Source organism: Aliiglaciecola aliphaticivorans (assembly GCF_054782055.1).
In genome coordinates this window covers 20,978-40,808 of record NZ_BAAGTF010000025.1, presented here as the reverse complement: position 1 = coordinate 40,808, position 19,831 = coordinate 20,978, and the positions used below count along the sequence as shown (strand labels likewise).

The following is a 19,831-nucleotide window of genomic DNA, read 5'->3' as shown; positions in this document are numbered from 1 at the left end:
CGTCGATATAAAAACCTTGAATGGGCTGAGAGGCTAAGTAATTGCTTTGTGTATATTAACCTAGGGTTAGCTATGTAGGAGAGACTGACACTTGAGGCTTAATCGAAGTTGACCTTTTTTCGCAAAGATTTGGTTTTTCCTGCTTTTTTCTTGCTTTCTACCCGTCTAATTTGTGATGACTTGGTGGGTTTAGTGGCGCGTCTAGGTTTAGGTTTTTCACCGGCTTTCTTAATAATTTCAATTAAACGGGTAATGGCGTCCTCGCGGTTTTGCTCTTGAGTACGGTAATTTTGCGCCTTTATTACTAGAATGCCGTCGTTGGTAATACGACTGTCATTGCTGTTGAGTAAACTTGTTTTGTAGAACTCTGGCAATGTAGAGGCGTTAACGTCAAAACGTAAATGAATTGCACTGGAGACCTTATTGACGTTTTGGCCGCCAGCACCTTGGGCACGAATAGCACTCATTTCAAACTGATCGTCAGATATGCTCAGATGTTCTGTAATGTCGATTCGTGCCATGCTTTTTTACCTAGGGTAATGTTTGTGAAAACGGTTTAACCACCACATTTTTAAACACGCCAGCGCCAATGTAGGGGTCTGTATCTGCCCATTGCTGGGCCGCGTCTAAACTATCAAATTCAGCGATGATCACGGAACCTGTGAATCCAGCTTCCCCTGGAGTCGGGCTATCTATGGCAGGGCAAGGACCGGCAACCACTAAACGGCCTTGTTGTTTAAGGGATTCTAGTCTTTCTAAATGGGCCGGGCGGACGCTTAGTCTAAGGGGCAAACTATTGGCTACGTCTTCTGCGTAAATCACATACAACATTGAATTATCCTTCTTATCAAATCTGTTATTTATGGGTAGCGGCTTTCATGTCAGCAACAAAGCTAGCAAGTTGTTCTAGCATTTTACTCGGGTTTTCGAGATTTTGTTCGATTATATTCACTGTGGCCGAACCCGAAATAGCACCGGCAGCACCCGCGGCAATGGCCTCTGAAACCTGTTCAGGTTTGGATATGCCAAAGCCCAATAAAGGCGGTGCAACTTGGTATTGGGTCAGCTTAGCAATTAATTCATCGGCTGGGATTGTGGCTGCAGTCTCTGCACCTGTCACGCCGGCTCTGCCGAGTAGATAAGTGTAACCTGAGGACTTTTGACCAATCTCAGCCAAGGTTTCATCACTGGCGTTTGGCGGTGCTATTAGTATCTGATCAATATTATTACCCTTAGCGATGTCTATAAATCGTTGAGCTTCACGAAGGGGAACATCCGCGATAAGAATGGAATCAACACCAGCAGCGTTTGCGGCTTGATAAAATTCAGACAAGCCTTTTTTGATGACCAGGTTGCTATATAACAAAAGCCCAATGGGAACATCCGGAAATAGCTCGCGAATTTGTTTAATCACAGCAAAACAATCTGATGGCGTAATTTTATTATTCAGGGCGCGAATACTGGCTTTTTGAATCGTTGGACCATCGGCGATAGGATCAGAATAAGGAATTCCTAGTTCCAGGGCATCAGCACCACTTTCTACTAATGTTTTTATGATATTAAACGACGTTTTTTTGTCTGGATCACCAAGCATGACGAAGGGCACAAAGGCACCTTGATTATCTTTATTTAGGCGTTCAAACATGTTGTTATAACGGCTCATTCTTGCTCTCCCAATATGTTATAAACGTGGGTTAAATCTTTATCACCCCGGCCAGATAAGTTCACCACTATGATGGTTTCCTCTTCTGCTTCATCTGCCATATTGAGGGCGTGGGCAAGGGCATGGGAAGACTCTAGGGCTGGAATAATCCCTTCTTTACGTGCTAATAACTGGAATGCATTTAGTGCTTCATCATCTGTCACTGCGGCGTATTCCGCACGACCAATGTCATGTAAGTGAGCATGTTGAGGGCCCACGGCAGGGTAATCTAAACCTGCAGAAACCGAATAGGATTCTTCAATCTGGCCGTCGTTATCTTGCATAATATAGCTGTATGCTCCGTGCAATACTCCTTTGCTACCTGTGCATATGGCCGCACCGTGATCCGGTGTGTGGATCCCTTTACCGGCAGGTTCAACACCCACTAAGCGTACTTCGGGCTCATCAATAAAATCAGCAAACATACCGATGGCATTAGAGCCTCCACCTACGCAGGCGACAACCGCATCGGGTAAACGGCCTTCTTTTTCCATGATTTGAGCCCGGGTTTCTTCACCAATCATGCGATGAAACTCGCGAACTATGGTCGGGAAGGGGTGAGGTCCAGCTGCAGTGCCGAGCAAATAATGGGCTTTATCGTATGTTGCCGACCAATCACGCATGGCTTCATTTACCGCATCTTTTAAGGTACCTGAACCAGCATTTACGGGAATCACTTCCGCGCCCATTAAGCGCATCCGAAATACATTAGGTGCTTGACGTTCAACATCTTTTGCGCCCATGTAAATCCGCGCTTTTAACCCCATCAGTGCACAAGCTAATGCGGTTGCTACGCCGTGTTGTCCTGCGCCTGTTTCTGCGATCACTTCGGTTTTACCCATACGCTTAGTTAAAATAGCTTGGCCTAACACTTGGTTGGTTTTATGGGCCCCACCATGTAATAAGTCTTCACGCTTTAAATACAGTTTTACTTTGGGGTTGCTCACCAAATTTTTCGTCAGGGTCATGGAGGTTGGACGACCTGCATAGTCTTTGAGCAGACCATTGAACTCTTCTACGAAACTAGGATCATTCTGTGCGTCGATAAAGGCTTGTTCGAGTTGATCTAATGCTGGTATGAGCAATTCTGGTACATACATACCTCCATACTCGCCAAATTTACTGTCTAAGTGATTCATATTGCTCTCTTTTCTTTAATATCTATTTAAGCTAATTAGTTGTCTATTGGCTATTGTTTAAAACTGGCTGAATTAAACCTCAATGCTGAGTTAAACTTCAGTAGCGGCGCAATAGATCAAATAATTGGCTAATCTTTTGCTGATCTTTAATGCCAGGGGCAGTTTCTACTCCTGAGTTTGCATCAAGTCCTAATACTTTTGTGGTTCGCGCTTGTTGAATGTTTTCAGGTTTCAGCCCGCCAGCTAACATCACATTATTGTTGTCTGGTAATTGGGATAACAGATGCCAATCAAATTGCTGGCCAGTGCCACCGGATTGTTTGCCCACCTTACAATCGAGTAAAAACCTATCAACAGATACTAAATCCATAACAGGTAACTCATCAGTGACGCCAAATGCTTTCCAAATTTCACAGTTAGGGGTTAATTGGGCACGTAAGTTATCAATAAAGCTCTGTTCTTCGTGTCCATGTAATTGAACTGCGGCTAAGTCTAATTGATGGGCATATTCCACTATCTTGTCGACTGTTTCGTCTACAAAGACCCCCAGATAATGAAAGGGTGCACCGGCAACAATCTTTTTTGCTTGCTCAAGGGAAATTGCTCTGGGAGACTTTTCAGCAAAGATTAAACCTCCATAGGTTGCGCCACTGCTGGCAATAAACCGGGCATCCTCTACCTTTGTAATGCCGCATATTTTAACATCACCATAAATCAGCTTTTTAACTGCACGGGTAACATCGACTTCTTCCATGACGGAACTGCCCACTAAAAAACCGTCAACCAGAGGGGCTAAACGACGGACATCTTTATTGCTATAAATACCAGACTCAGAAATCACAACGCATTCATGATCACTTTGTTTAATCAGTGGAACTAACTTTTCAGTGGTGGCTAAATTGGTACTCAAATCACGTAAATCACGATTATTGATACCAATGATTTTAGCACCTAAGGCTAAGGCTCTATGCACTTCTTCTTCATTACTGACTTCTGTCAAAACATCGAGTTGATAGTCATCGGCTAAGGCTGCAAGTTCAGCGTATTCTTGATCATTAAGCACCGATAACATAAGTAGCACTGCATCGGCATTGTGATGTCGCGCTAAATATATTTGATAAGGATCCACAAAAAAATCTTTATTTAAAACGGGTTGGCTGACACGAGCTCGTACATATTCTAAATATTCAAATTTACCCTGAAAATACTTTTCATCGGTTAATACTGAAATACATGCGGCATATGGGCCGTAGGCTGCAATAATTTCATCAAGGTTGAAATCGTCGCGGATCAATCCTTTAGATGGAGAGGCTTTTTTGCATTCAAGTACATAACCTGCATTGGGCTGTGACAAGGCTTGATAAAAACTGCGATCCGACGGCGTTAACCCGTCTTTAAAGGACGACAGTGGCAGATCTAACTTGCGCTGCACCAATTCTTCACGTTTATTAGCGCATATTTTTTCTAGTACATTTGCCACTTATTGCCCTCCTTGTTGACTAATCTGGGCAGCCGCTAAAATAGTATTAAGAGGGAGTTTGGATTGCATGGCGTCTAGCGCCATTTTAGCCCCTTGTTCATAGGTGGATGCTAACCCTGTTAATTTCAATAGCGCAGCTGCATTCATGGCTACCGCAGATTGATGGGCGATCTGACCTTTGCCAGTTAATACGGCTTCTATCAGTGCCTTATTTTCTTCAGGCTCGCCCCCTTTAATACTCTCAAGGGAGTGCTCTTGCAGACCAAAATCAGCTGGCGTTAATGTGAATTGATTAATTTCTCCATTCTTAAGCTCGGCCACTTGAGAAGGACCGTGCAAGGCCAATTCGTCCAAGCCACTACCGTGAACCACAAGGGCGTCTTCATACCCTAACAATTTTAAGGTTTTAGCAAATGGCATTACCCATTCAGGGGCGTAGACACCTATCATCATATGACTGGGTTTCGCTGGGTTCGCTAAGGGCCCCAATAAATTAAACAAAGTTCGTGTTTTAAGGGTGGTTCTAACGGGCATCGCAAATCTAATTCCAGCATGGTAATTAGGAGCAAATAAGAAACATAAGTTGGCGTCATCCAAGCAGTTTCTTGCAGTCTGTGGGCTCATACCGAGATCCATACCAAATTCTCGAAACAAATCAGCCGAACCGGATTTACTTGATACACTGCGGTTGCCATGTTTTGCCACTTTTACCCCGCAACTGGCGGCAACAATAGCCGCTGCTGAGGAAATATTAATGGTATTGTGACCATCCCCGCCGGTTCCAACAATATCGGCAAAAGGATATTCAGGGCGAGGGAAGGGCGCGGCGTTATTGATTAACGCTGCTGCTGCGCCAGCAATTTCTGCAGGCTTTTCACCTTTTATTTTCAACGCGGTTAACATGGATGAAATCACGATGTCATCTAACTCACCCGTTACCACCAATGAAAATAATGCTTCGCAATCTTGCTGAGATAAATCTTGACCCTGGTATAACGATTCCAAGTGGGAAAGTGTATTGATAGTCATGTTTATGCCTTTTGCGTTAAATAACGAATACTTTGTTCAAGAAGTTGACTGCCATGGGATGTCAAAATGGATTCAGGGTGAAATTGGAAGCCCAACATTCTATCGGCAGGATGATACACACACATGGGAATACCTTCAAAGTTGGCAATCACTTTTAATTCAGTGGGAATGTCACTCACAACTAGCGAATGATAGCGCGCCACCGGCAGTGGGTTTGATAAACCAGCGAAAAGAGCACTATTGTCATGTTGAATATAAGACGCTTTGCCATGCATAACTTGTTCTGCTCTTACGACCTGTCCACCGTAAGATTTGACAATGGCTTGATGTCCTAAACAAATTCCCAAGACTGGGAATTGCCCTTTGATTAACCCAATCAGGTCAAGCAAACAGCCCGCTTGTGACGGTTCACCTGGTCCAGGTGATAACAAGAGTAACACTTCTGAATCTTGTGCTTTTTGTTGCATCTGAGCATAGATCAATTGGGCCGAAACCGAATTTCGATAAATGATCAAATTCATTCCCATAGTGCGAAGTTCATCTACGAGGTTGTAGGTAAAGGAATCATAGTTATCTAGTAGGAAAACACTAACTGGACGACTCATAAATTGTTCTCCTTGGTGTGGGAACTGATAATCGCGGTGATCACCGCTTGTGCTTTTCCGCGAGTTTCATCTGCTTCAGATTGGGGATCAGAATCGTAAACCACGCCAGCGCCAGCTTGAATATAGGCAATATCGTTTTTGACAAATGCAGAACGAATAACAATGCAGGTATCCATGTCGCCATAACCGTTTATATACCCTACGGCGCCACCATAACTACCTCGACGCTTTTTCTCTACTTCTCGTATTAGCGATGCGGCACTGACTTTAGGCGCACCCACTAAGGTGCCCATGTTCATACAAGCTGCATAAGCGTGTAAGGCATCTAAGTCACCTCTTAATTGGCCGACAACTCGGCTGACCAAATGCATTACATGGGAATATCGATCAACTTTAAGCAAGTCTTTTACGAAGCGAGTACCAGGTTGAGACACTTTAGCCACGTCATTTCGTGCTAAATCCACTAGCATCAAATGTTCTGCTTTTTCTTTTTGATCTTCGCGAAGGTTAAGTTCAATGCGGCTATCCAAGTCCACATTGATACTGCCGTCTGTATGTTTTCCTCTAGGACGTGTACCGGCTATGGGATAAATTTCAATTTGATTGGACTGTTTATCGTATTTTAAAGCTGACTCAGGCGAGGCTCCAAACATACAAAAATCATCATCTTGCAGGAAAAACATATAAGGGCTTGGATTTTGTTTCTTTAAATTTGCATAGGCTGCATAAGGTGCGGTGCAAGGTAATTTGAAGGTACGAGAAGGAACAACTTGGAAAATATCTCCGGCCAGAATATGTTCTTTAAGGTTTAACACGTCCTGCTTGTATTCTTCATCGGATTTATCAACTTCCAACTTCATTGCAGTGGGCTCTGGTGCGGCTTGAACTGACTTGGTTTCGAGTTGGTTTAACTGACTAATGGTTTCTTCTAATTGTTGACTGACGGCAAAGTAGCTATTGCTTACATGTTGACCACTAAAGACGGTGCTGATAATTTCTGTGGTTTGTAGTTGGTGGTCTATTACCAGTAATGATTGGGCTAAATAGAACACAAAATCAGGACAAGTATTTTCGCTTTCTGGTACATCCGGCAAGGTTTCGAAGCTGGCCAGTAAATCGTAAGCGAATGCGCCGCCTAGGAATAAATTTTGCGGATGTTGGCGCAAGCATTGAATATTTTTGATAATCAAACGTAGGGCATCAAACACCGCCGGTGCCTTTAATCGTGCGTCTTCATCAAGGTTTGCATCAGGTAGGGAAAAGGTCAGGGTGAGGGCGTTATTTTTAGGGTCTGCTGTGGCGGTTACACCATCGGCAATATGTTCTTCAAACAACGGCAATACAGATATTCCATTGTCGTTTAGCCCTTGGATAAAAACGGAGTGACCATGACAGGTTAATTTTAATGCAGCGTCTAATAAGATTAAACTCTTTAAGTTATCTTTGCTGTCGATTTCTGCCGACTCAAGTAATAACGTATTTGTTTTATTGTGACATAACTGCTGATAGGCACTGAGTGGATCAGCTACGTAAGGTCCATGTTTAACAATGGTTTCGGCAATTCCGGGTTTTTCACTTAGTTGAGTTAAACTCATGTTTCACTTCTCAAGTTTGATTTTAATTTTAACGCGTTTGCGGGCAGATACGAAAAAGGCCCGATAAACGGGCCTCTTAATAATTATTTGCTCACACAAACACTCACAGCCCGCTAGTTAGGGATGTGCCACCACCAGATTTTGCTATTTGTGGAAAAAGTTGTGTGTGTCATTTGTTTTATTTCACTCTGTATATCGTAATTTTGCCCAAATTGAGGCTATGATTCGACTTTTTAGGGGATTTATTCAACTCCCAAGGCATTTAACCTGAATATTTTCTGACGTTTAACATATAATAGCGCCAGTACCCTTATAGAAGAAAACAATTCGCTCGTTGTGTCAATACATCAGACGATAAAAAGTTTAAAATTGCCCAATTAAAGCGTTATAAGATAGAAGTCATGAAAATAGATTTGCATTGCCACAGTAGTTATTCAGATGGTCGACTGACTCCCCAGGAGTTGCTAGATCGCGCTCACAATATGCAAGTGGATGTGCTGGCATTAACGGATCACGATACCGTTGAAGGAATTCAAGAACTAAGAAATCATCAGCAACAATGTAAACGAAAATTAACCGTGATTGCTGGTGTTGAATTGTCAACCAGTTGGCATGGGTTTGATATTCATATTGTTGGTTTGAACGTGGATGATAGCGACCCTGTTTTTTTATCGCGACTAGATAGTCAAAGTCAAAGTAGAGAGTTGCGAGGACAAAAAATCGCCCATAAATTAGAAAAAGCCGGTGTACCTGGCGTATACGAGGTTGCAAAACGTCTCGCAGGAATAGGACAAATTACTCGTGCGCACTTTGCACAAGCACTGGTTAAACTTAATGCCGTCAATAGCCTTGATGATGCCTTTAAAAAATATCTAGGCAAAGGCAAAAAAGCCCACGTTAAACCTGAATGGATAAGTATCCCTGAGGCAGTGAGCTGGATCCAGGAAGCAGGTGGACAAGCGATTTTAGCCCATCCTGGACATTATGATATGACAGCAAAATGGCTGCGTCGGTTAGTTGCAGAATTTAGTCAAGGGGGGGGTGATGGTATTGAAGCCAATCATATGCATTTGGCAGCCACTAAACGAGAACTGTTAGTGGAATTAGCCATCGAACATCAACTGTTGGCGTCAACCGGCTCGGATTTTCATTATCCAAGTCGTTGGACAGAGTTAGGTAAGAGTTTAGCCATATCAGAGCGCTTAACACCGGTTTGGCATGACTGGAAAAACTTGACAATGCAACAATAGATTAGGGAATTAGCGAAAACTTATGAGTCAGTATTTTTATGTTCATCCAGATAATCCTCAGCAACGGCTATTGCGCCAAGCCTGTGAAATTATTCGAAGTGGTGGTGTGATTGTTTATCCCACTGATTCTGGTTATGCCATAGGATGCCAAATGGAAGACAAGGCGGCACTTGAACAAATTTGTCGAATACGACAAATTGGCAAGCAGCATAATTTCACACTTATGTGTCGTGATATGTCAGAGTTGTCAAATTATGCACGGGTTGACAATACCGCCTTTCGACTAATTAAAAATAATACGCCCGGACCATACACCTTTATCCTTAAGGCCACAAAAGAAGTACCAAAACGGTTGCAGAATCCCAAACGAAAAACCATTGGGATCCGAGTGCCTGATAACATTATCGCCTTACAATTATTGGAAGAATTAAACGAACCCTTAATGTCGACCACATTAATTTTACCAGGTGAAACCCAAGCTGAATTTGATCCCGAAGATATTAGGGACAAATTAGAACGCCAGGTTGAATTGATTATTAACGGTGGATACTTAGGGGAGCAACCCACAAGTGTCATCGATATGTCTGAAGGCGGGATTGAGATAATCCGTGAGGGCAGCGGCGATACTAGTGTTTTTGGTTGAGTTGAAATAACCTATGACCCAAGAGTCAGCACCGAATAAGCCGCCTATTCAACAGCCGTTGCCACTGGCTTTTGTCAATGGCGAGGTAATGATTGATAAACCGGAAGATTTGTATATTCCACCGGATGCATTGGAAGTTATTTTAGAAGCATTTGAAGGGCCACTTGATTTACTTTTATATTTAATACGCAAACAGAAATTCGATATCGTTAATTTACCTGTATTACAAATTACTCAGCAGTACATGGAGTATGTTGAGGTAATGAAAGAAATAAAACTGGAGCTTGCCGCTGAATATTTATTGATGGCTGCTATTTTAGCCGAAGTGAAATCACGACTATTACTCCCTAAACGGGCAGATGTTGATGAAGACGAAGATGATCCAAGAGCGGAATTGATACGACGTTTACAGGAATATGAGGCAATCAAAATTGCGGCACAAGAAATGGACGCTTTGCCGCGAATGGAAAGAGATGTATTTACCGCTAGTGCCGAGCCAAACGAGCAAGTTGCACCCATAAAAATACAGCCGGAAGTCAGCCTTCAAGATTTGGTGCTGGCATTTCAATCGGTGATGAAAAAAGCCAAGGCCTTTGAACATCATCAAATTGAACGAGAAGTGTTGTCGACTCGAGAACGTATGAGCAGGATTTTAGAATTGTTGAATAATCATAATTATCTTGGCTTTGAAACTTTATTTTTAGTCTCCGAGGGAAAAGCGGGCGTGGTGGTGACTTTCTTAGCAATATTAGAATTGGTAAAAGAGAGTTTAGTTGAGTTGGTACAAGCACAACCTTTTAGTCAAATACATCTAAAGTTACGTGAAGCAGTAGAGGATGCATGGCAAGGCTAACCCATGAACAATTGAAACAAATTGTTGAAGCTGCAATTTTTGTTGCTGATCAGCCATTGAGCAAAGAAAAATTGCAATCTACAGTCTTGGACGGATTGAAAGTGTCGAATAAAAAACTCGATGCGGCATTAGCCGAACTCACTTTGGATTATGCGCCACGGGGTATACAACTGATTGAAGTCTCCTCTGGTTTTCGTTTTCAATCTGTAGATAGCTTAAGCCCTTGGCTAAGTAAATTATGGCAAGAACAAGCCCCTCGATATTCTCGCGCCCTTTTAGAGACATTGTCTTTAATTGCTTATCGACAGCCTATAACGCGAGGGGAAATAGAAGATGTACGCGGGGTTTCAGTAAGTAGTCATATTATTAAAACCTTAACGGAACGGGAATGGATCAAGGTGGTTGGCCACAAAGAAGTACCAGGCCGACCGTCGCTCTATGCGACGACAAAAGGGTTTTTAGACTATTTTGGCGTAAAGAGTTTAGCGGATCTACCTCCCATGCAAACCATTGAAGTGCTTCCAGAATTGGAGCAGCAACAACAAGATGAACAGCGACTAAAAACCGTGGCTGAACAAATAGAATCAGATACAGTGTCTCAAGATTCAGCGTCAGATTTGGCTGAACTAGGACCCAATAAAGAGCAATTACATTAATGAGTGAAAAACTGCAAAAAGTACTAGCAAACGCTGGTCAAGGCTCCCGTCGTGAGATGGAAAAATGGATAGAGCAGGGACGAATTTCGGTAAACGGTAATGTCGCTACTTTAGGAGATCGTGTTGAAATTACCGATCAAATTAGAGTAGATGGCCAGTTACTAACCTTGGCGCAAGAAAAGCCGGTTTGCCGTGTGCTAATGTACAATAAACCAGAAGGTGAGTTGTGTAGCCGTAAAGATCCCGAAGGACGGGCTACGGTATTTGACCGCTTGCCGAAAATAACCAATGGCCGCTGGATTGCGGTAGGGCGTTTAGATATTAACACCAGTGGTTTATTATTATTTACCAATGATGGTGAGTTGGCTAATCGATTAATGCACCCTAAGCACGAAATTGAACGAGAATATGCCGTAAGAGTGTTTGGGGAAGTGGATGAAAAAGTCATATCGCAGCTTAAAAAAGGGGTAGAACTAGAGGATGGTGTCGCTAAATTCACAACTATTCGAAGACGCCCCGGTGACGATGAAAGTCTGAATTCTTGGTATAGCGTCACATTGTCTGAAGGACGCAATCGCGAAGTAAGACGTTTGTGGGAATCCCAGGGTATGCAAGTCAGTCGCTTAATTAGAGTAAGCTATGGCGGTTTAGAGTTACAAAAACGCTTACCACAGGGGGGCTGGATAGAATTGACTTTAGAAGACGTGAATCCGTTACGCCAATCCGTGCAGCTTCCTAATGAAACCGAAAGTTTGATCAATGAAAAGCGTAATAAGCTCGACCACGTGCGTATTAGTCGTATGCGACGTTCAGTCAAAAAACACAAATTGAATAAAAACTTAAAAAGAAGAAAGTAAGCATTCAAAAATTACCAAGAAAGCACCTTATGACTTGATTCTAAGGTGCTTTTTTATGGCTTTGAACCACTTACAAAGAAACAATCAATAATCCAATGGAACATCCTAAGCCCACTGACCACACCAAACTTCTCAATATGTGTATATCTAACCAATAACAAAGGGCATAGATAAGCCGCGAGATAACAAATCCAATCGCTAAATACTGTGCAATATCACCTACATTTCTTGTGATCAACGCTGTTAATGCGCCGGGGATAAACATTATTAGTGCTTCAAAGCTATTTTCATGGACTGCGCGAGCTCGTGCGCCAAAACCGGTGAGTTTGCTTTGTTGGTCTCTTGGGGTTCGATTGTCATATCCGCCCATCTTATTTTGAGCATAGGCTAGGGGGGCTTTAAATAGAATGGGCATAACAGTGGCAATAATTAAACAGATGATTATGGTGTTCATAGAGTACTCGACTCGCTAAAAATTCTGAGTGTAATTTCAGATTAACATTTTCACCTTTGAATAAACAAACGGATATTCAATTTGCCCTGTTTATACGTCGTTTTTTAGGATTAAAAGACGATGTAAAAAAATGGCCGCTTCCTTAAACATTGAGAGCGGCCGAAGAGTCGGGAATGACATTGGGTACGATAAAAAGGGTGATTTACTTGTCGTTGTCGAATTGAAATTCAATTTTATTGAGCAATTGCGCATCATCAATATTGAGCTCAACTTCACGATACAGAATGATTTGGCCGGTTACGGTTGCACCTTGTTTTATACTTAAAGTCGGCACCGAATGCTTGCTGTTGTTACTCTTGTGGAAAATAATGTCTCCAAGCACTTGGGTATTATTGGTAAGTAGCATATTTCCAGTGTGAGTGCGCAATGAGCCTTCCACTAGAACACCATTTAGGGTGATATCGCCATTCATGGTTTCAACATCTTCTGCGACCTTTGAAGAGGTTTGCAAGCTGATATTACCGTTTACAGCCTTGACAAAACTGGCGCTGCTAAAATGCTGTTCAGCTTCAATGTCGCCATTTACTGTATTTGCGTTTTGAACAGATACATATGCGCCCATTTTGATACTGCCATTGACGGTGTCGACGCTACGAGCTGTGACGTCATCATGTAATTGAATGCTGCCGTTTACGGAGCTAACATTAGATACATGTTTACCTTGAGAAACTTCCAAATCTCCATATACGCTGCTTACACTATTGCCATGTGAGGTATCGTTACTTCCTCCCCCAACATGAATAATACAACCTGACAAAAACAAGACAGTAGAGCTGACGATTATGCCTTGTGAGAGTACTTTGAATGAATTCGCGATAAACATAATATTCCTAAGTAAGAGTAATTTTGCTAGTTTGAGTAATATTTTTGACAGAAGTTGCAGAACTCAGGCCAAGATTTTAGTGTTTTGATTTTTAAAGAGTTTTTAAATTTATCAAGTGGTGTGATCTATTTTTGTTGGCAAAATAACAATCAATTGGTCAATTAGCTATATAGCTTAGTGATTTTAACAACGGAGTTGACAGCACTAATCTATGCAAGCTCCAACATCCAACATCAGGCGTCTGAAGGTTGGATGATAGAGCCATATCCTTGGCGAGTTTTCATTGATTTTGCATACTGTTAGGTCACTTTTTCTCTAATAAAGTGATCAAACTGGACGTGTCAAATCTTCCTCCACCATTGGCTTGAACCTGGCTATAAAACTGATCGACTAAGGCTGTGAGTGGTAAATGTGCGTTTGATACCCTTGCTTGATCTAACACAATACCCAGATCTTTACGCATCCAATCTACAGCAAAGCCAAAATCAAATTGGTTGTCTAACATTGTACTTGCACGATTGTCCATCTGCCACGATTGAGCCGCACCTTTGGAAATGACTTCGACTACTGCTTCAGCATCTAAACCATTTTGTTTAGCAAAGTGTAAAGCTTCAGATAGGCCTTGTACCACGCCAGCGATGCAGATCTGATTGACCATTTTAGCCATTTGCCCACTGCCCACTGGACCTAAACGCTTTTGCATTTTTGCGTAACATCGAATTAGCGTTTCAATTTTTTGATACGTATCGGGATCAGCACCTACCATTACCGTGAGGGAGCCACTTTGGGCACCGGCTTGACCACCAGAGACTGGCGCATCGGCATAACCGATATTCTTTGACTTGGCTATTTCCGACAATTCCTGAGCAACAGCAGCAGAAGTAGTTGTATGATCAACAAAAATACTGCCCGTCTTCATCGATTTAAATGCGCCTTCACCACCTATGGTCACTTCGCGCAAGTCGTTGTCGTTACCAACACAAGCAAACACCACATCTTTGCCTTTTGCCGCATCTTCAGGGGTTAACGCTTTGTCACCTTTATACTCTGCTAACCATAGATCTGACTTGCTTTCAGTGCGATTGTATACAGTCACTTTGTGACCAGCATTAGCCAAAAATCCTGCCATAGGAAACCCCATGACACCTAAGCCAATAAAAGCGATATTAAGAGAGTGTTCTTGGTTTGACATTGGAATTCCTTGTAATATTAAGCTTGTTTGGAGCTGATCAGTGTTTCCTCAGCCTTTTTTGTTTTCAGGCCGCGACTGGATTCTAAAACATATGATTTAGGCATGAAACATTCCACTGAAGACTCCTGCATTTCTTTTTCAAATTGTTCAGGATAATCATCGGTTAATAGACAGCCTTTCACAAGGCTGGGATATATCTCATCGTAGCGCTTAATTTCTGTTTGGCTTATGCGTCGATAGATGTGTCCTCTATTGATGGAACGATAGTCAGATAATCCTGCAGAAGAGACGATGTCTAAGGTGGCGTGAACCGTTTCCTGGTGATAGCGAGCGACTCGTTGTGCTTTATCTTCAACTACGATCCCCTTAGCTAGATGTTTATTCTGGGTCGCAATGCCAGTGGGACAATGATTTGTGTTGCAAACTAAACTCTGCACACAGCCTAACGCCATCATCATGCCACGAGCGCTATTACATATATCTGCCCCTACGGCGATATTTCGTACCACGTGAAATCCGGTAAACGCCTTACCACTGGCTATAACTTTGATATCTTTTTTAAGATCAAATCCTTGTAGAATATCGCAAACATACACCAGCGCTTCCCGCAATGGCATGCCCACTGAGTTAGAGTATTCCAGTGGCGCAGCACCTGTTCCGCCTTCCCCTCCATCGACGGTAATGAAATCCGGTTTGATGCCGCTTTGAAGCATGGCTTTACACATGGCCACAAATTCACTTTTTTGACCAATACAGAGCTTAAATCCAATGGGTTTTCCGCCGGATAAATCTCGTAACTGTTGAATAAAGTCCATCATTTCAAGGGGGGAGGAAAACGCACTATGCCCTGGAGGTGAGTCAACTCGTGTACCAGGTTCGACTAACCTTATTCGAGCTATTTCAGGGGTGTTTTTGTCCGCAGGAAGAATACCGCCATGACCCGGTTTAGCACCTTGAGATAGCTTAATTTCAATCATTTTAATTGACTGTTGCTGAGCTACTCGTTGAAAAGCCTCTGGCGCAAACTTCCCCTTATTGTCACGGCATCCAAAATAGCCTGTACCAATTTGCCATACAAGATCGCCGCCATTTTCGAGGTGGTAAGGGCTCACGCTGCCTTCTCCGGTATTGTGATAAAAATTACCCAGTTTAGCCCCTTTATTTAAGGCACGAATAGCATTGGCACTTAATGCCCCAAAACTCATGGCGGAGATATTAAAAACACTGGCTTCATAAGGCTGTTTACAATCCGGTCCACCTACCTTAACTCTGGGTTCTTCCTGTGTTTCATCATAATGTATAGCGCTCACTGAATGACTGATCCATTCGTAACCTACATTTTGTGTATGCAATTTGGTTCCGTAGGGCAGGGAATCTAACTGTCCTTTTGCACGCTGGTAAATGACGGAACGAAACATTCGGTTAACGGGTACACCATCGGTTTCTGATTCAAAAAAATATTGACGTAAAAAAGGTCGAATATCTTCCATTAGCCATCTGCCATGACCTACTACTGGAAAATTTCGTAGCAGTGCATGTTTACGCTGGAAAATATCGTAGAAACCGACAATGGTAAGAGGGATAAGAATTATCAAGCCCCACAAAGAGATGGACCATAAATTCGAGGCTAAGATTAATAACCCCCAGCTTAAAAAACAAAAAACATAAAATGCGAGTCGCATAACTTTCCCCATTTGGTCACAAATCTACAGTCTAGATGACTTGATTACTTCGTGATTTATTTTATAACGATAACCTTAGATTAGATTGCACTTCCCGTATGAGTGTTTTGGGCACTTGATGTTCGTTGGCCAAATCGTGCCAACGTGACACCTGTTCTACAACCTCATCTATAATCCGATCAATTTTTCGTTTATTAAAAATTGGACTGAGCTGAGTGAAGGTATAGAAATCCTCTCTATCAAAGTTATCACGCTTACCATTTATTGACATCCAATGACTATTTACCCATCTGCTGCCTAGTTTATAGCTGTAGGCCAAATCGTAGGCTGGGGCTAAACACCATTGCTGTTCCTGGTTAAACATAAACGAAATATTTTTAGCATGATCATCATGATTTCTAGCGACAACATTAAATACCATTCTTCTAAATATTTGTTCCGCTTCTTTGGCTGATAAACGCATACGGCGAGCTACATCAAATAGTTCAGCATAAGAATAAATACCTACCTGTTTAAAGCTAACATGGGCGAGCCCATTGAGAGTTTGTACGTGTATTTTATCATTTCCAATTCGATCAAATCTTTGGGTGATAAAGTGTCGCCGTTTCCCTTCGTTTAGCAATAAACATGGCATCATATCAATTTGGCAAGCGGTTGCCATTAGATAGTATACATATTCCATTGCGCCATATCCCATGGGATCACCAAATGTTTCCTGGCTCTTGTTATGCTCACTAACACCATCAAATTTCATTAAATAATGCTTAAAGCCTTCAGGGGCATTAGTTTGTCCTGAACGTACTTGGGTAAAGTCTGAATTAAACGCCAGAACCGCTTTAGGCCTTGCGCCACCAGCACTCATACCCACAGACATTAGCGCCATCATGGCTTCTTTGTCTTCGTGACCCTGTTTATGCAAAGACACATTAAATTCAGAGCGTTGATTCACAATGTCTTGTGCTATTTCTACCAGGTTTTCAACCTCTAGTTGTTGGGATGAGTTGAGGTTTTTGTGACGAGTCGCGGGGGCAAAGGTTAACGCGCCCATGCCACGAGTTCCGGTGTATTTTAATCGTTGAAGAGGGGTGATATCACTGGGTGATTTTCCCTGTGAAGCAACCCAGGCATTCATCACAGCGTTACCAAAGTCATCAGGCAATGAGTCTGCAACTAAACCAGGTAAACCTTTAAATGCATTAAAATCAGTTTCTGGAAAAGTATATATTTGTTTCGATAATGGCATCTTAATCGGGGACAACTGTATCCCGCGTTTAATAAATTCAGTTGAATACTCAAATGCACCTAATTGCTTATCAAGATCATAACTTACTGCGCCAACTTGTTGATCCTGATAATTTACGATAACGACTTCATTTACCATGCTGCATCACCTTTTTTCGTAGCTGGATTATTGCCTGATGCCCGTTGTCTTTTTTGGCCCTGCCGTTTGGCTAATTGAATAGGTGATTCTGTTGGAATAGGAATAAATAGATCTAGCTGTTTAGTTAAGCCTAATGCAACTAAAATTGCGACCACAGTCTCTAATTGAGCCTGGCCTTTTTCTGCACGCATAATAACTTTTCTTGAGAGGCCTGTTTTATCTGCAATATCTTGTTGCGTTAAATCTGCATTTAATCGCGCTTGTTTGAGGCGGTCGCCTAGATTAGTGATAATTTCTTTGACTAACATAATAATTTTAAAGTCATCCTAATGGGACGTTAACCAGGGGTTTCCCATATAATGTCCCTAAATAGTTACTTTATCAAGAAAAGTTTTAATGTTCCATTTTGGTTACATTATGATGATTTTTGTATTTAATGGTCTTTTATTGGGACTTTAATGTAGTATGGGTTACAAGATGCTATTTTCAAAAAAACTCTTGATTTCAACGGGATCTAAATCAATGCCTTGGGACTCTAACCACTCAACAGCTTCATCAATAGAATCAAAGAAAGCGTAATTAACATCCATGGCCCTATAACCTGACGAGAGTTGCTGCTTAATTGTATTACTTACATCTGAATTAAGGATCACTACTGCAATGGACGTTATGCCATATTTTTTACGAAATTTTGTTTGCTCTAAAAAAATCTCATAGGCTGAAGGAGGGAATAAACTCTCACCATACAGGCAACTTAACTGTCCCCAAGGGCGAGTACTGTCAATAAATTCTATACTCGAACTGGTGGTTTGAATGCCTTTCTCAAGGGCTTCGTCATTCCAAGGCCCTCGACCACTAAATAGTAAAACCTGTCGGAAATTACCTACAACGTAATCACCATGTTCCCATAATTTCATTAGACCTCAGTTACTCTTTCAAGTTTACTTAGCACATCATCCTTTCAAAACTATGCTGGATGAAGCGTTATTGACAAAATAATTAACCTGAAGGTTAAAATAATAGGCTAACGTAAACAAGTTGATTTTTTACTTAAACAACTTTTAATTATCCATTAACCCCGTTTGAAAAAGTAAAAGGCAGGTATGGCCGTTACCCCTTTTTCAAGAATATCGTTACCATCGGCTAAGTGAATCTTAGGGGTAGGCGCGTATACATCTCCAAAAGATGGCCCTGTTACTACTACTTTTTGCGATAGAAGCTTCTGCAGTTCAATTGGCAGTCGACCAGTAAATACGATGGCTTCGGGATCGAGTAAACTTTGAATCGCTTTTAATGGAAACTTCATTGCTTCCACACAGGCTGTCACCCAAGACATAATATTCGTGTCTTGGCGGTCTATGGCAGACTGTATTTTTTCAGGAGTGGCTTCTTCACCCCACACAGCAGTTAAATGTTTATAAAGTGAGCCTAAGGTGGGCCTCAAAAGGGATTTATCACTGCTAAACAATGCGGAAATTTCCCCAGCATTTCCATAAGCGCCATCAACAACTTCACCATCAAAAACAAATCCTCCCCCTACATCTAGGGTAAATAACATTAAATAGAAGCTTTGTAATTTTGCGCCTTTCTGGGTGAGAGAAAAACCAATGGAAGCTGCGTTACCGTCATTTTCAACAAAACATTGATGGCCGTATTTTTTAGCAAAGGTTTCTTGGAAATTCACCACCGACCAGCCTTGAGGATCTTGCTGGGAACAAATGCATCCTTCTACATTGGTAAAAAAGCCAGAAATAGAAATACCAATTCCCAATACATTAATGCCTGAAGCCAGTTCCGCAAACAATTTATCAAGCATGGCTATCGCCGCTTTAATTGCTAATTCAGCCGATAAAAACGTACCATCTTGACAAAACCTAACAATATTCGTGCGGTCAAGATCATCTAATAAAACAACGACCCTATCGTGTTCAAATATGACACCGACACTTGCGAACACCCCAGGTTGTAAGGTTAAGTAGGTGGCAGGTTGGCCTCGTTGACCGGCTATCTTAGAATGCTCAGCGACTATCCCTAAAGATATGAGATGTTTAGTCAAACGAGTTAAAGTTTGATTTGATAAACCCGTTGATTTAGCAATTTCCGCCCTTGTGGCTTTCCCATTTCTTCGAATATTCTCTATTACTTTCTTGTGACTACTATTTAGCTGTTTTTCAATTGACGAAATAGAGCTGACTGTTTGTTGCGTGTGCACTTATATCTCCTTGTGGGATGTAAATGACAGATTTCAATGGTGATCATCAAATACGTCCATCAAAGTAGAATACCAATATGGAAACTTAATTACCATATTGATATTTAAGTCTGCAGAATATACAGGTTCGACCAACTGTTATATATCAAGTGTTTTTATGTAACCACATGATATTTATCTATTTAATTTTATTTTTCAGTTTATTAATGAAATATTAA

The 19,831-nt window shown here is 41.8% G+C and carries 21 protein-coding genes; 5 read left to right on the top strand and 16 right to left on the bottom strand.

The window, feature by feature from the left end:
• Positions 1 to 98: 98 nt before the first annotated feature.
• From arfB to ACYVIL_RS14040, 8 genes are all read right to left on the bottom strand, one after another.
• Positions 99 to 521 (bottom strand): alternative ribosome rescue aminoacyl-tRNA hydrolase ArfB, encoded by a 423-nt coding sequence (gene arfB, locus ACYVIL_RS14075; RefSeq protein WP_303473815.1) that lies wholly within the window; start codon positions 519 to 521, stop codon positions 99 to 101.
• A gap of 10 nt (positions 522 to 531) precedes the next feature.
• On the bottom strand, positions 532 to 831 hold the full coding sequence (locus ACYVIL_RS14070) for a YciI family protein (RefSeq protein WP_303473816.1): 300 nt from the start codon (positions 829 to 831) through the stop codon (positions 532 to 534).
• Positions 832 to 856: 25 nt separating this feature from the next.
• Positions 857 to 1,663 (bottom strand): tryptophan synthase subunit alpha, encoded by an 807-nt coding sequence (gene trpA / locus ACYVIL_RS14065; RefSeq protein ID WP_460312931.1) that lies wholly within the window; start codon positions 1,661 to 1,663, stop codon positions 857 to 859.
• Positions 1,660 to 2,841, bottom strand: a complete 1,182-nt coding sequence (gene trpB / locus ACYVIL_RS14060) for a tryptophan synthase subunit beta (RefSeq protein ID WP_460312929.1) — start codon at positions 2,839 to 2,841, stop codon at positions 1,660 to 1,662. The genes trpA and trpB overlap by 4 nt, the downstream gene beginning before the upstream one ends.
• A 97-nt stretch (positions 2,842 to 2,938) precedes the next feature.
• Entirely contained in the window at positions 2,939 to 4,321 is a 1,383-nt protein-coding gene (trpCF, locus tag ACYVIL_RS14055; protein ID WP_460312927.1) for a bifunctional indole-3-glycerol-phosphate synthase TrpC/phosphoribosylanthranilate isomerase TrpF, read from the bottom strand.
• The gene (gene trpD, locus ACYVIL_RS14050; protein ID WP_460312925.1) at positions 4,322 to 5,350 is read right to left on the bottom strand and encodes an anthranilate phosphoribosyltransferase; all 1,029 of its coding nucleotides are present in this window, start codon (positions 5,348 to 5,350) and stop codon (positions 4,322 to 4,324) included.
• Positions 5,351 to 5,352: 2 nt separating this feature from the next.
• Positions 5,353 to 5,955 (bottom strand): aminodeoxychorismate/anthranilate synthase component II, encoded by a 603-nt coding sequence (locus tag ACYVIL_RS14045; RefSeq protein WP_460312923.1) that lies wholly within the window; start codon positions 5,953 to 5,955, stop codon positions 5,353 to 5,355.
• Positions 5,952 to 7,550 (bottom strand): anthranilate synthase component 1, encoded by a 1,599-nt coding sequence (locus ACYVIL_RS14040; protein ID WP_460312921.1) that lies wholly within the window; start codon positions 7,548 to 7,550, stop codon positions 5,952 to 5,954. The genes ACYVIL_RS14045 and ACYVIL_RS14040 overlap by 4 nt, the downstream gene beginning before the upstream one ends.
• 401 nt (positions 7,551 to 7,951) lie before the next feature.
• On the opposite strand from ACYVIL_RS14040, the gene ACYVIL_RS14035 reads away from it, so the two are divergent.
• Genes ACYVIL_RS14035 through rluB form a run of 5 tightly spaced genes read left to right on the top strand, consistent with a single transcriptional unit; the run spans position 7,952 to position 11,809 of the window.
• Positions 7,952 to 8,800: a PHP domain-containing protein gene (locus tag ACYVIL_RS14035; RefSeq protein WP_303473824.1), complete on the top strand. Its 849-nt coding sequence runs from the start codon at positions 7,952 to 7,954 to the stop codon at positions 8,798 to 8,800.
• Positions 8,801 to 8,822: 22 nt separating this feature from the next.
• A complete protein-coding gene (locus ACYVIL_RS14030; protein WP_303473825.1) occupies positions 8,823 to 9,443 on the top strand; it encodes an L-threonylcarbamoyladenylate synthase in 621 nt (206 codons plus the stop codon).
• 13 nt (positions 9,444 to 9,456) lie between these two features.
• Positions 9,457 to 10,296: a segregation and condensation protein A gene (locus ACYVIL_RS14025; protein WP_460312918.1), complete on the top strand. Its 840-nt coding sequence runs from the start codon at positions 9,457 to 9,459 to the stop codon at positions 10,294 to 10,296.
• Positions 10,284 to 10,952 carry an SMC-Scp complex subunit ScpB gene (gene scpB / locus ACYVIL_RS14020; RefSeq protein WP_460312916.1) on the top strand — a complete coding sequence of 223 codons (669 nt, stop codon included), beginning with the start codon at positions 10,284 to 10,286 and terminating at the stop codon, positions 10,950 to 10,952. The genes ACYVIL_RS14025 and scpB overlap by 13 nt, the downstream gene beginning before the upstream one ends.
• Entirely contained in the window at positions 10,952 to 11,809 is an 858-nt protein-coding gene (rluB, locus tag ACYVIL_RS14015) for a 23S rRNA pseudouridine(2605) synthase RluB (protein ID WP_460312914.1), read from the top strand. Before scpB ends, rluB begins: the two co-directional genes overlap by 1 nt.
• A 70-nt stretch (positions 11,810 to 11,879) precedes the next feature.
• Here the strand turns inward: rluB and ACYVIL_RS14010 are convergent, their stop codons facing one another.
• From ACYVIL_RS14010 to ACYVIL_RS13975, 8 genes are all read right to left on the bottom strand, one after another.
• Positions 11,880 to 12,263 (bottom strand): MAPEG family protein, encoded by a 384-nt coding sequence (locus tag ACYVIL_RS14010; protein WP_303473829.1) that lies wholly within the window; start codon positions 12,261 to 12,263, stop codon positions 11,880 to 11,882.
• A 202-nt stretch (positions 12,264 to 12,465) separates the two neighbouring features.
• On the bottom strand, positions 12,466 to 13,146 hold the full coding sequence (locus tag ACYVIL_RS14005; RefSeq protein WP_460312911.1) for a DUF4097 family beta strand repeat-containing protein: 681 nt from the start codon (positions 13,144 to 13,146) through the stop codon (positions 12,466 to 12,468).
• A 304-nt stretch (positions 13,147 to 13,450) separates the two neighbouring features.
• A complete protein-coding gene (locus ACYVIL_RS14000) occupies positions 13,451 to 14,338 on the bottom strand; it encodes an NAD(P)-dependent oxidoreductase (RefSeq protein WP_460312909.1) in 888 nt (295 codons plus the stop codon).
• A gap of 17 nt (positions 14,339 to 14,355) precedes the next feature.
• Positions 14,356 to 16,020: an FMN-binding glutamate synthase family protein gene (locus tag ACYVIL_RS13995; protein ID WP_460312907.1), complete on the bottom strand. Its 1,665-nt coding sequence runs from the start codon at positions 16,018 to 16,020 to the stop codon at positions 14,356 to 14,358.
• Positions 16,021 to 16,081: 61 nt separating this feature from the next.
• Positions 16,082 to 17,401, bottom strand: a complete 1,320-nt coding sequence (locus ACYVIL_RS13990) for a type II toxin-antitoxin system HipA family toxin (protein WP_460312905.1) — start codon at positions 17,399 to 17,401, stop codon at positions 16,082 to 16,084.
• On the bottom strand, positions 17,395 to 17,709 hold the full coding sequence (locus tag ACYVIL_RS13985; RefSeq protein WP_303473836.1) for a helix-turn-helix transcriptional regulator: 315 nt from the start codon (positions 17,707 to 17,709) through the stop codon (positions 17,395 to 17,397). The genes ACYVIL_RS13990 and ACYVIL_RS13985 overlap by 7 nt, the downstream gene beginning before the upstream one ends.
• A gap of 162 nt (positions 17,710 to 17,871) precedes the next feature.
• A complete protein-coding gene (locus ACYVIL_RS13980; RefSeq protein ID WP_460312903.1) occupies positions 17,872 to 18,318 on the bottom strand; it encodes a hypothetical protein in 447 nt (148 codons plus the stop codon).
• Between the two features lie 155 nt (positions 18,319 to 18,473).
• Positions 18,474 to 19,613 (bottom strand): ROK family transcriptional regulator, encoded by a 1,140-nt coding sequence (locus ACYVIL_RS13975; RefSeq protein ID WP_303473838.1) that lies wholly within the window; start codon positions 19,611 to 19,613, stop codon positions 18,474 to 18,476.
• Between the last annotated feature and the right edge of the window lie 218 nt (positions 19,614 to 19,831).

Bases quoted from the DNA above. Each gene is read 5' to 3' on its own strand.
- arfB (WP_303473815.1), bottom strand. From the start codon at position 521: ATGGCACGAATCGACATTACAGAACATCTGAGCATATCTGACGATCAG.
- ACYVIL_RS14070 (WP_303473816.1), bottom strand. From the start codon at position 831: ATGTTGTATGTGATTTACGCAGAAGACGTAGCCAATAGTTTGCCCCTT.
- trpA (WP_460312931.1), bottom strand. From the start codon at position 1,663: ATGAGCCGTTATAACAACATGTTTGAACGCCTAAATAAAGATAATCAA.
- trpB (WP_460312929.1), bottom strand. From the start codon at position 2,841: ATGAATCACTTAGACAGTAAATTTGGCGAGTATGGAGGTATGTATGTA.
- trpD (WP_460312925.1), bottom strand. From the start codon at position 5,350: ATGACTATCAATACACTTTCCCACTTGGAATCGTTATACCAGGGTCAA.
- ACYVIL_RS14045 (WP_460312923.1), bottom strand. From the start codon at position 5,955: ATGAGTCGTCCAGTTAGTGTTTTCCTACTAGATAACTATGATTCCTTT.
- ACYVIL_RS14040 (WP_460312921.1), bottom strand. From the start codon at position 7,550: ATGAGTTTAACTCAACTAAGTGAAAAACCCGGAATTGCCGAAACCATT.
- ACYVIL_RS14035 (WP_303473824.1), top strand. From the start codon at position 7,952: ATGAAAATAGATTTGCATTGCCACAGTAGTTATTCAGATGGTCGACTG.
- ACYVIL_RS14030 (WP_303473825.1), top strand. From the start codon at position 8,823: ATGAGTCAGTATTTTTATGTTCATCCAGATAATCCTCAGCAACGGCTA.
- ACYVIL_RS14025 (WP_460312918.1), top strand. From the start codon at position 9,457: ATGACCCAAGAGTCAGCACCGAATAAGCCGCCTATTCAACAGCCGTTG.
- scpB (WP_460312916.1), top strand. From the start codon at position 10,284: ATGGCAAGGCTAACCCATGAACAATTGAAACAAATTGTTGAAGCTGCA.
- rluB (WP_460312914.1), top strand. From the start codon at position 10,952: ATGAGTGAAAAACTGCAAAAAGTACTAGCAAACGCTGGTCAAGGCTCC.
- ACYVIL_RS14010 (WP_303473829.1), bottom strand. From the start codon at position 12,263: ATGAACACCATAATCATCTGTTTAATTATTGCCACTGTTATGCCCATT.
- ACYVIL_RS14005 (WP_460312911.1), bottom strand. From the start codon at position 13,146: ATGTTTATCGCGAATTCATTCAAAGTACTCTCACAAGGCATAATCGTC.
- ACYVIL_RS14000 (WP_460312909.1), bottom strand. From the start codon at position 14,338: ATGTCAAACCAAGAACACTCTCTTAATATCGCTTTTATTGGCTTAGGT.
- ACYVIL_RS13995 (WP_460312907.1), bottom strand. From the start codon at position 16,020: ATGCGACTCGCATTTTATGTTTTTTGTTTTTTAAGCTGGGGGTTATTA.
- ACYVIL_RS13990 (WP_460312905.1), bottom strand. From the start codon at position 17,401: ATGGTAAATGAAGTCGTTATCGTAAATTATCAGGATCAACAAGTTGGC.
- ACYVIL_RS13985 (WP_303473836.1), bottom strand. From the start codon at position 17,709: ATGTTAGTCAAAGAAATTATCACTAATCTAGGCGACCGCCTCAAACAA.
- ACYVIL_RS13980 (WP_460312903.1), bottom strand. From the start codon at position 18,318: ATGAAATTATGGGAACATGGTGATTACGTTGTAGGTAATTTCCGACAG.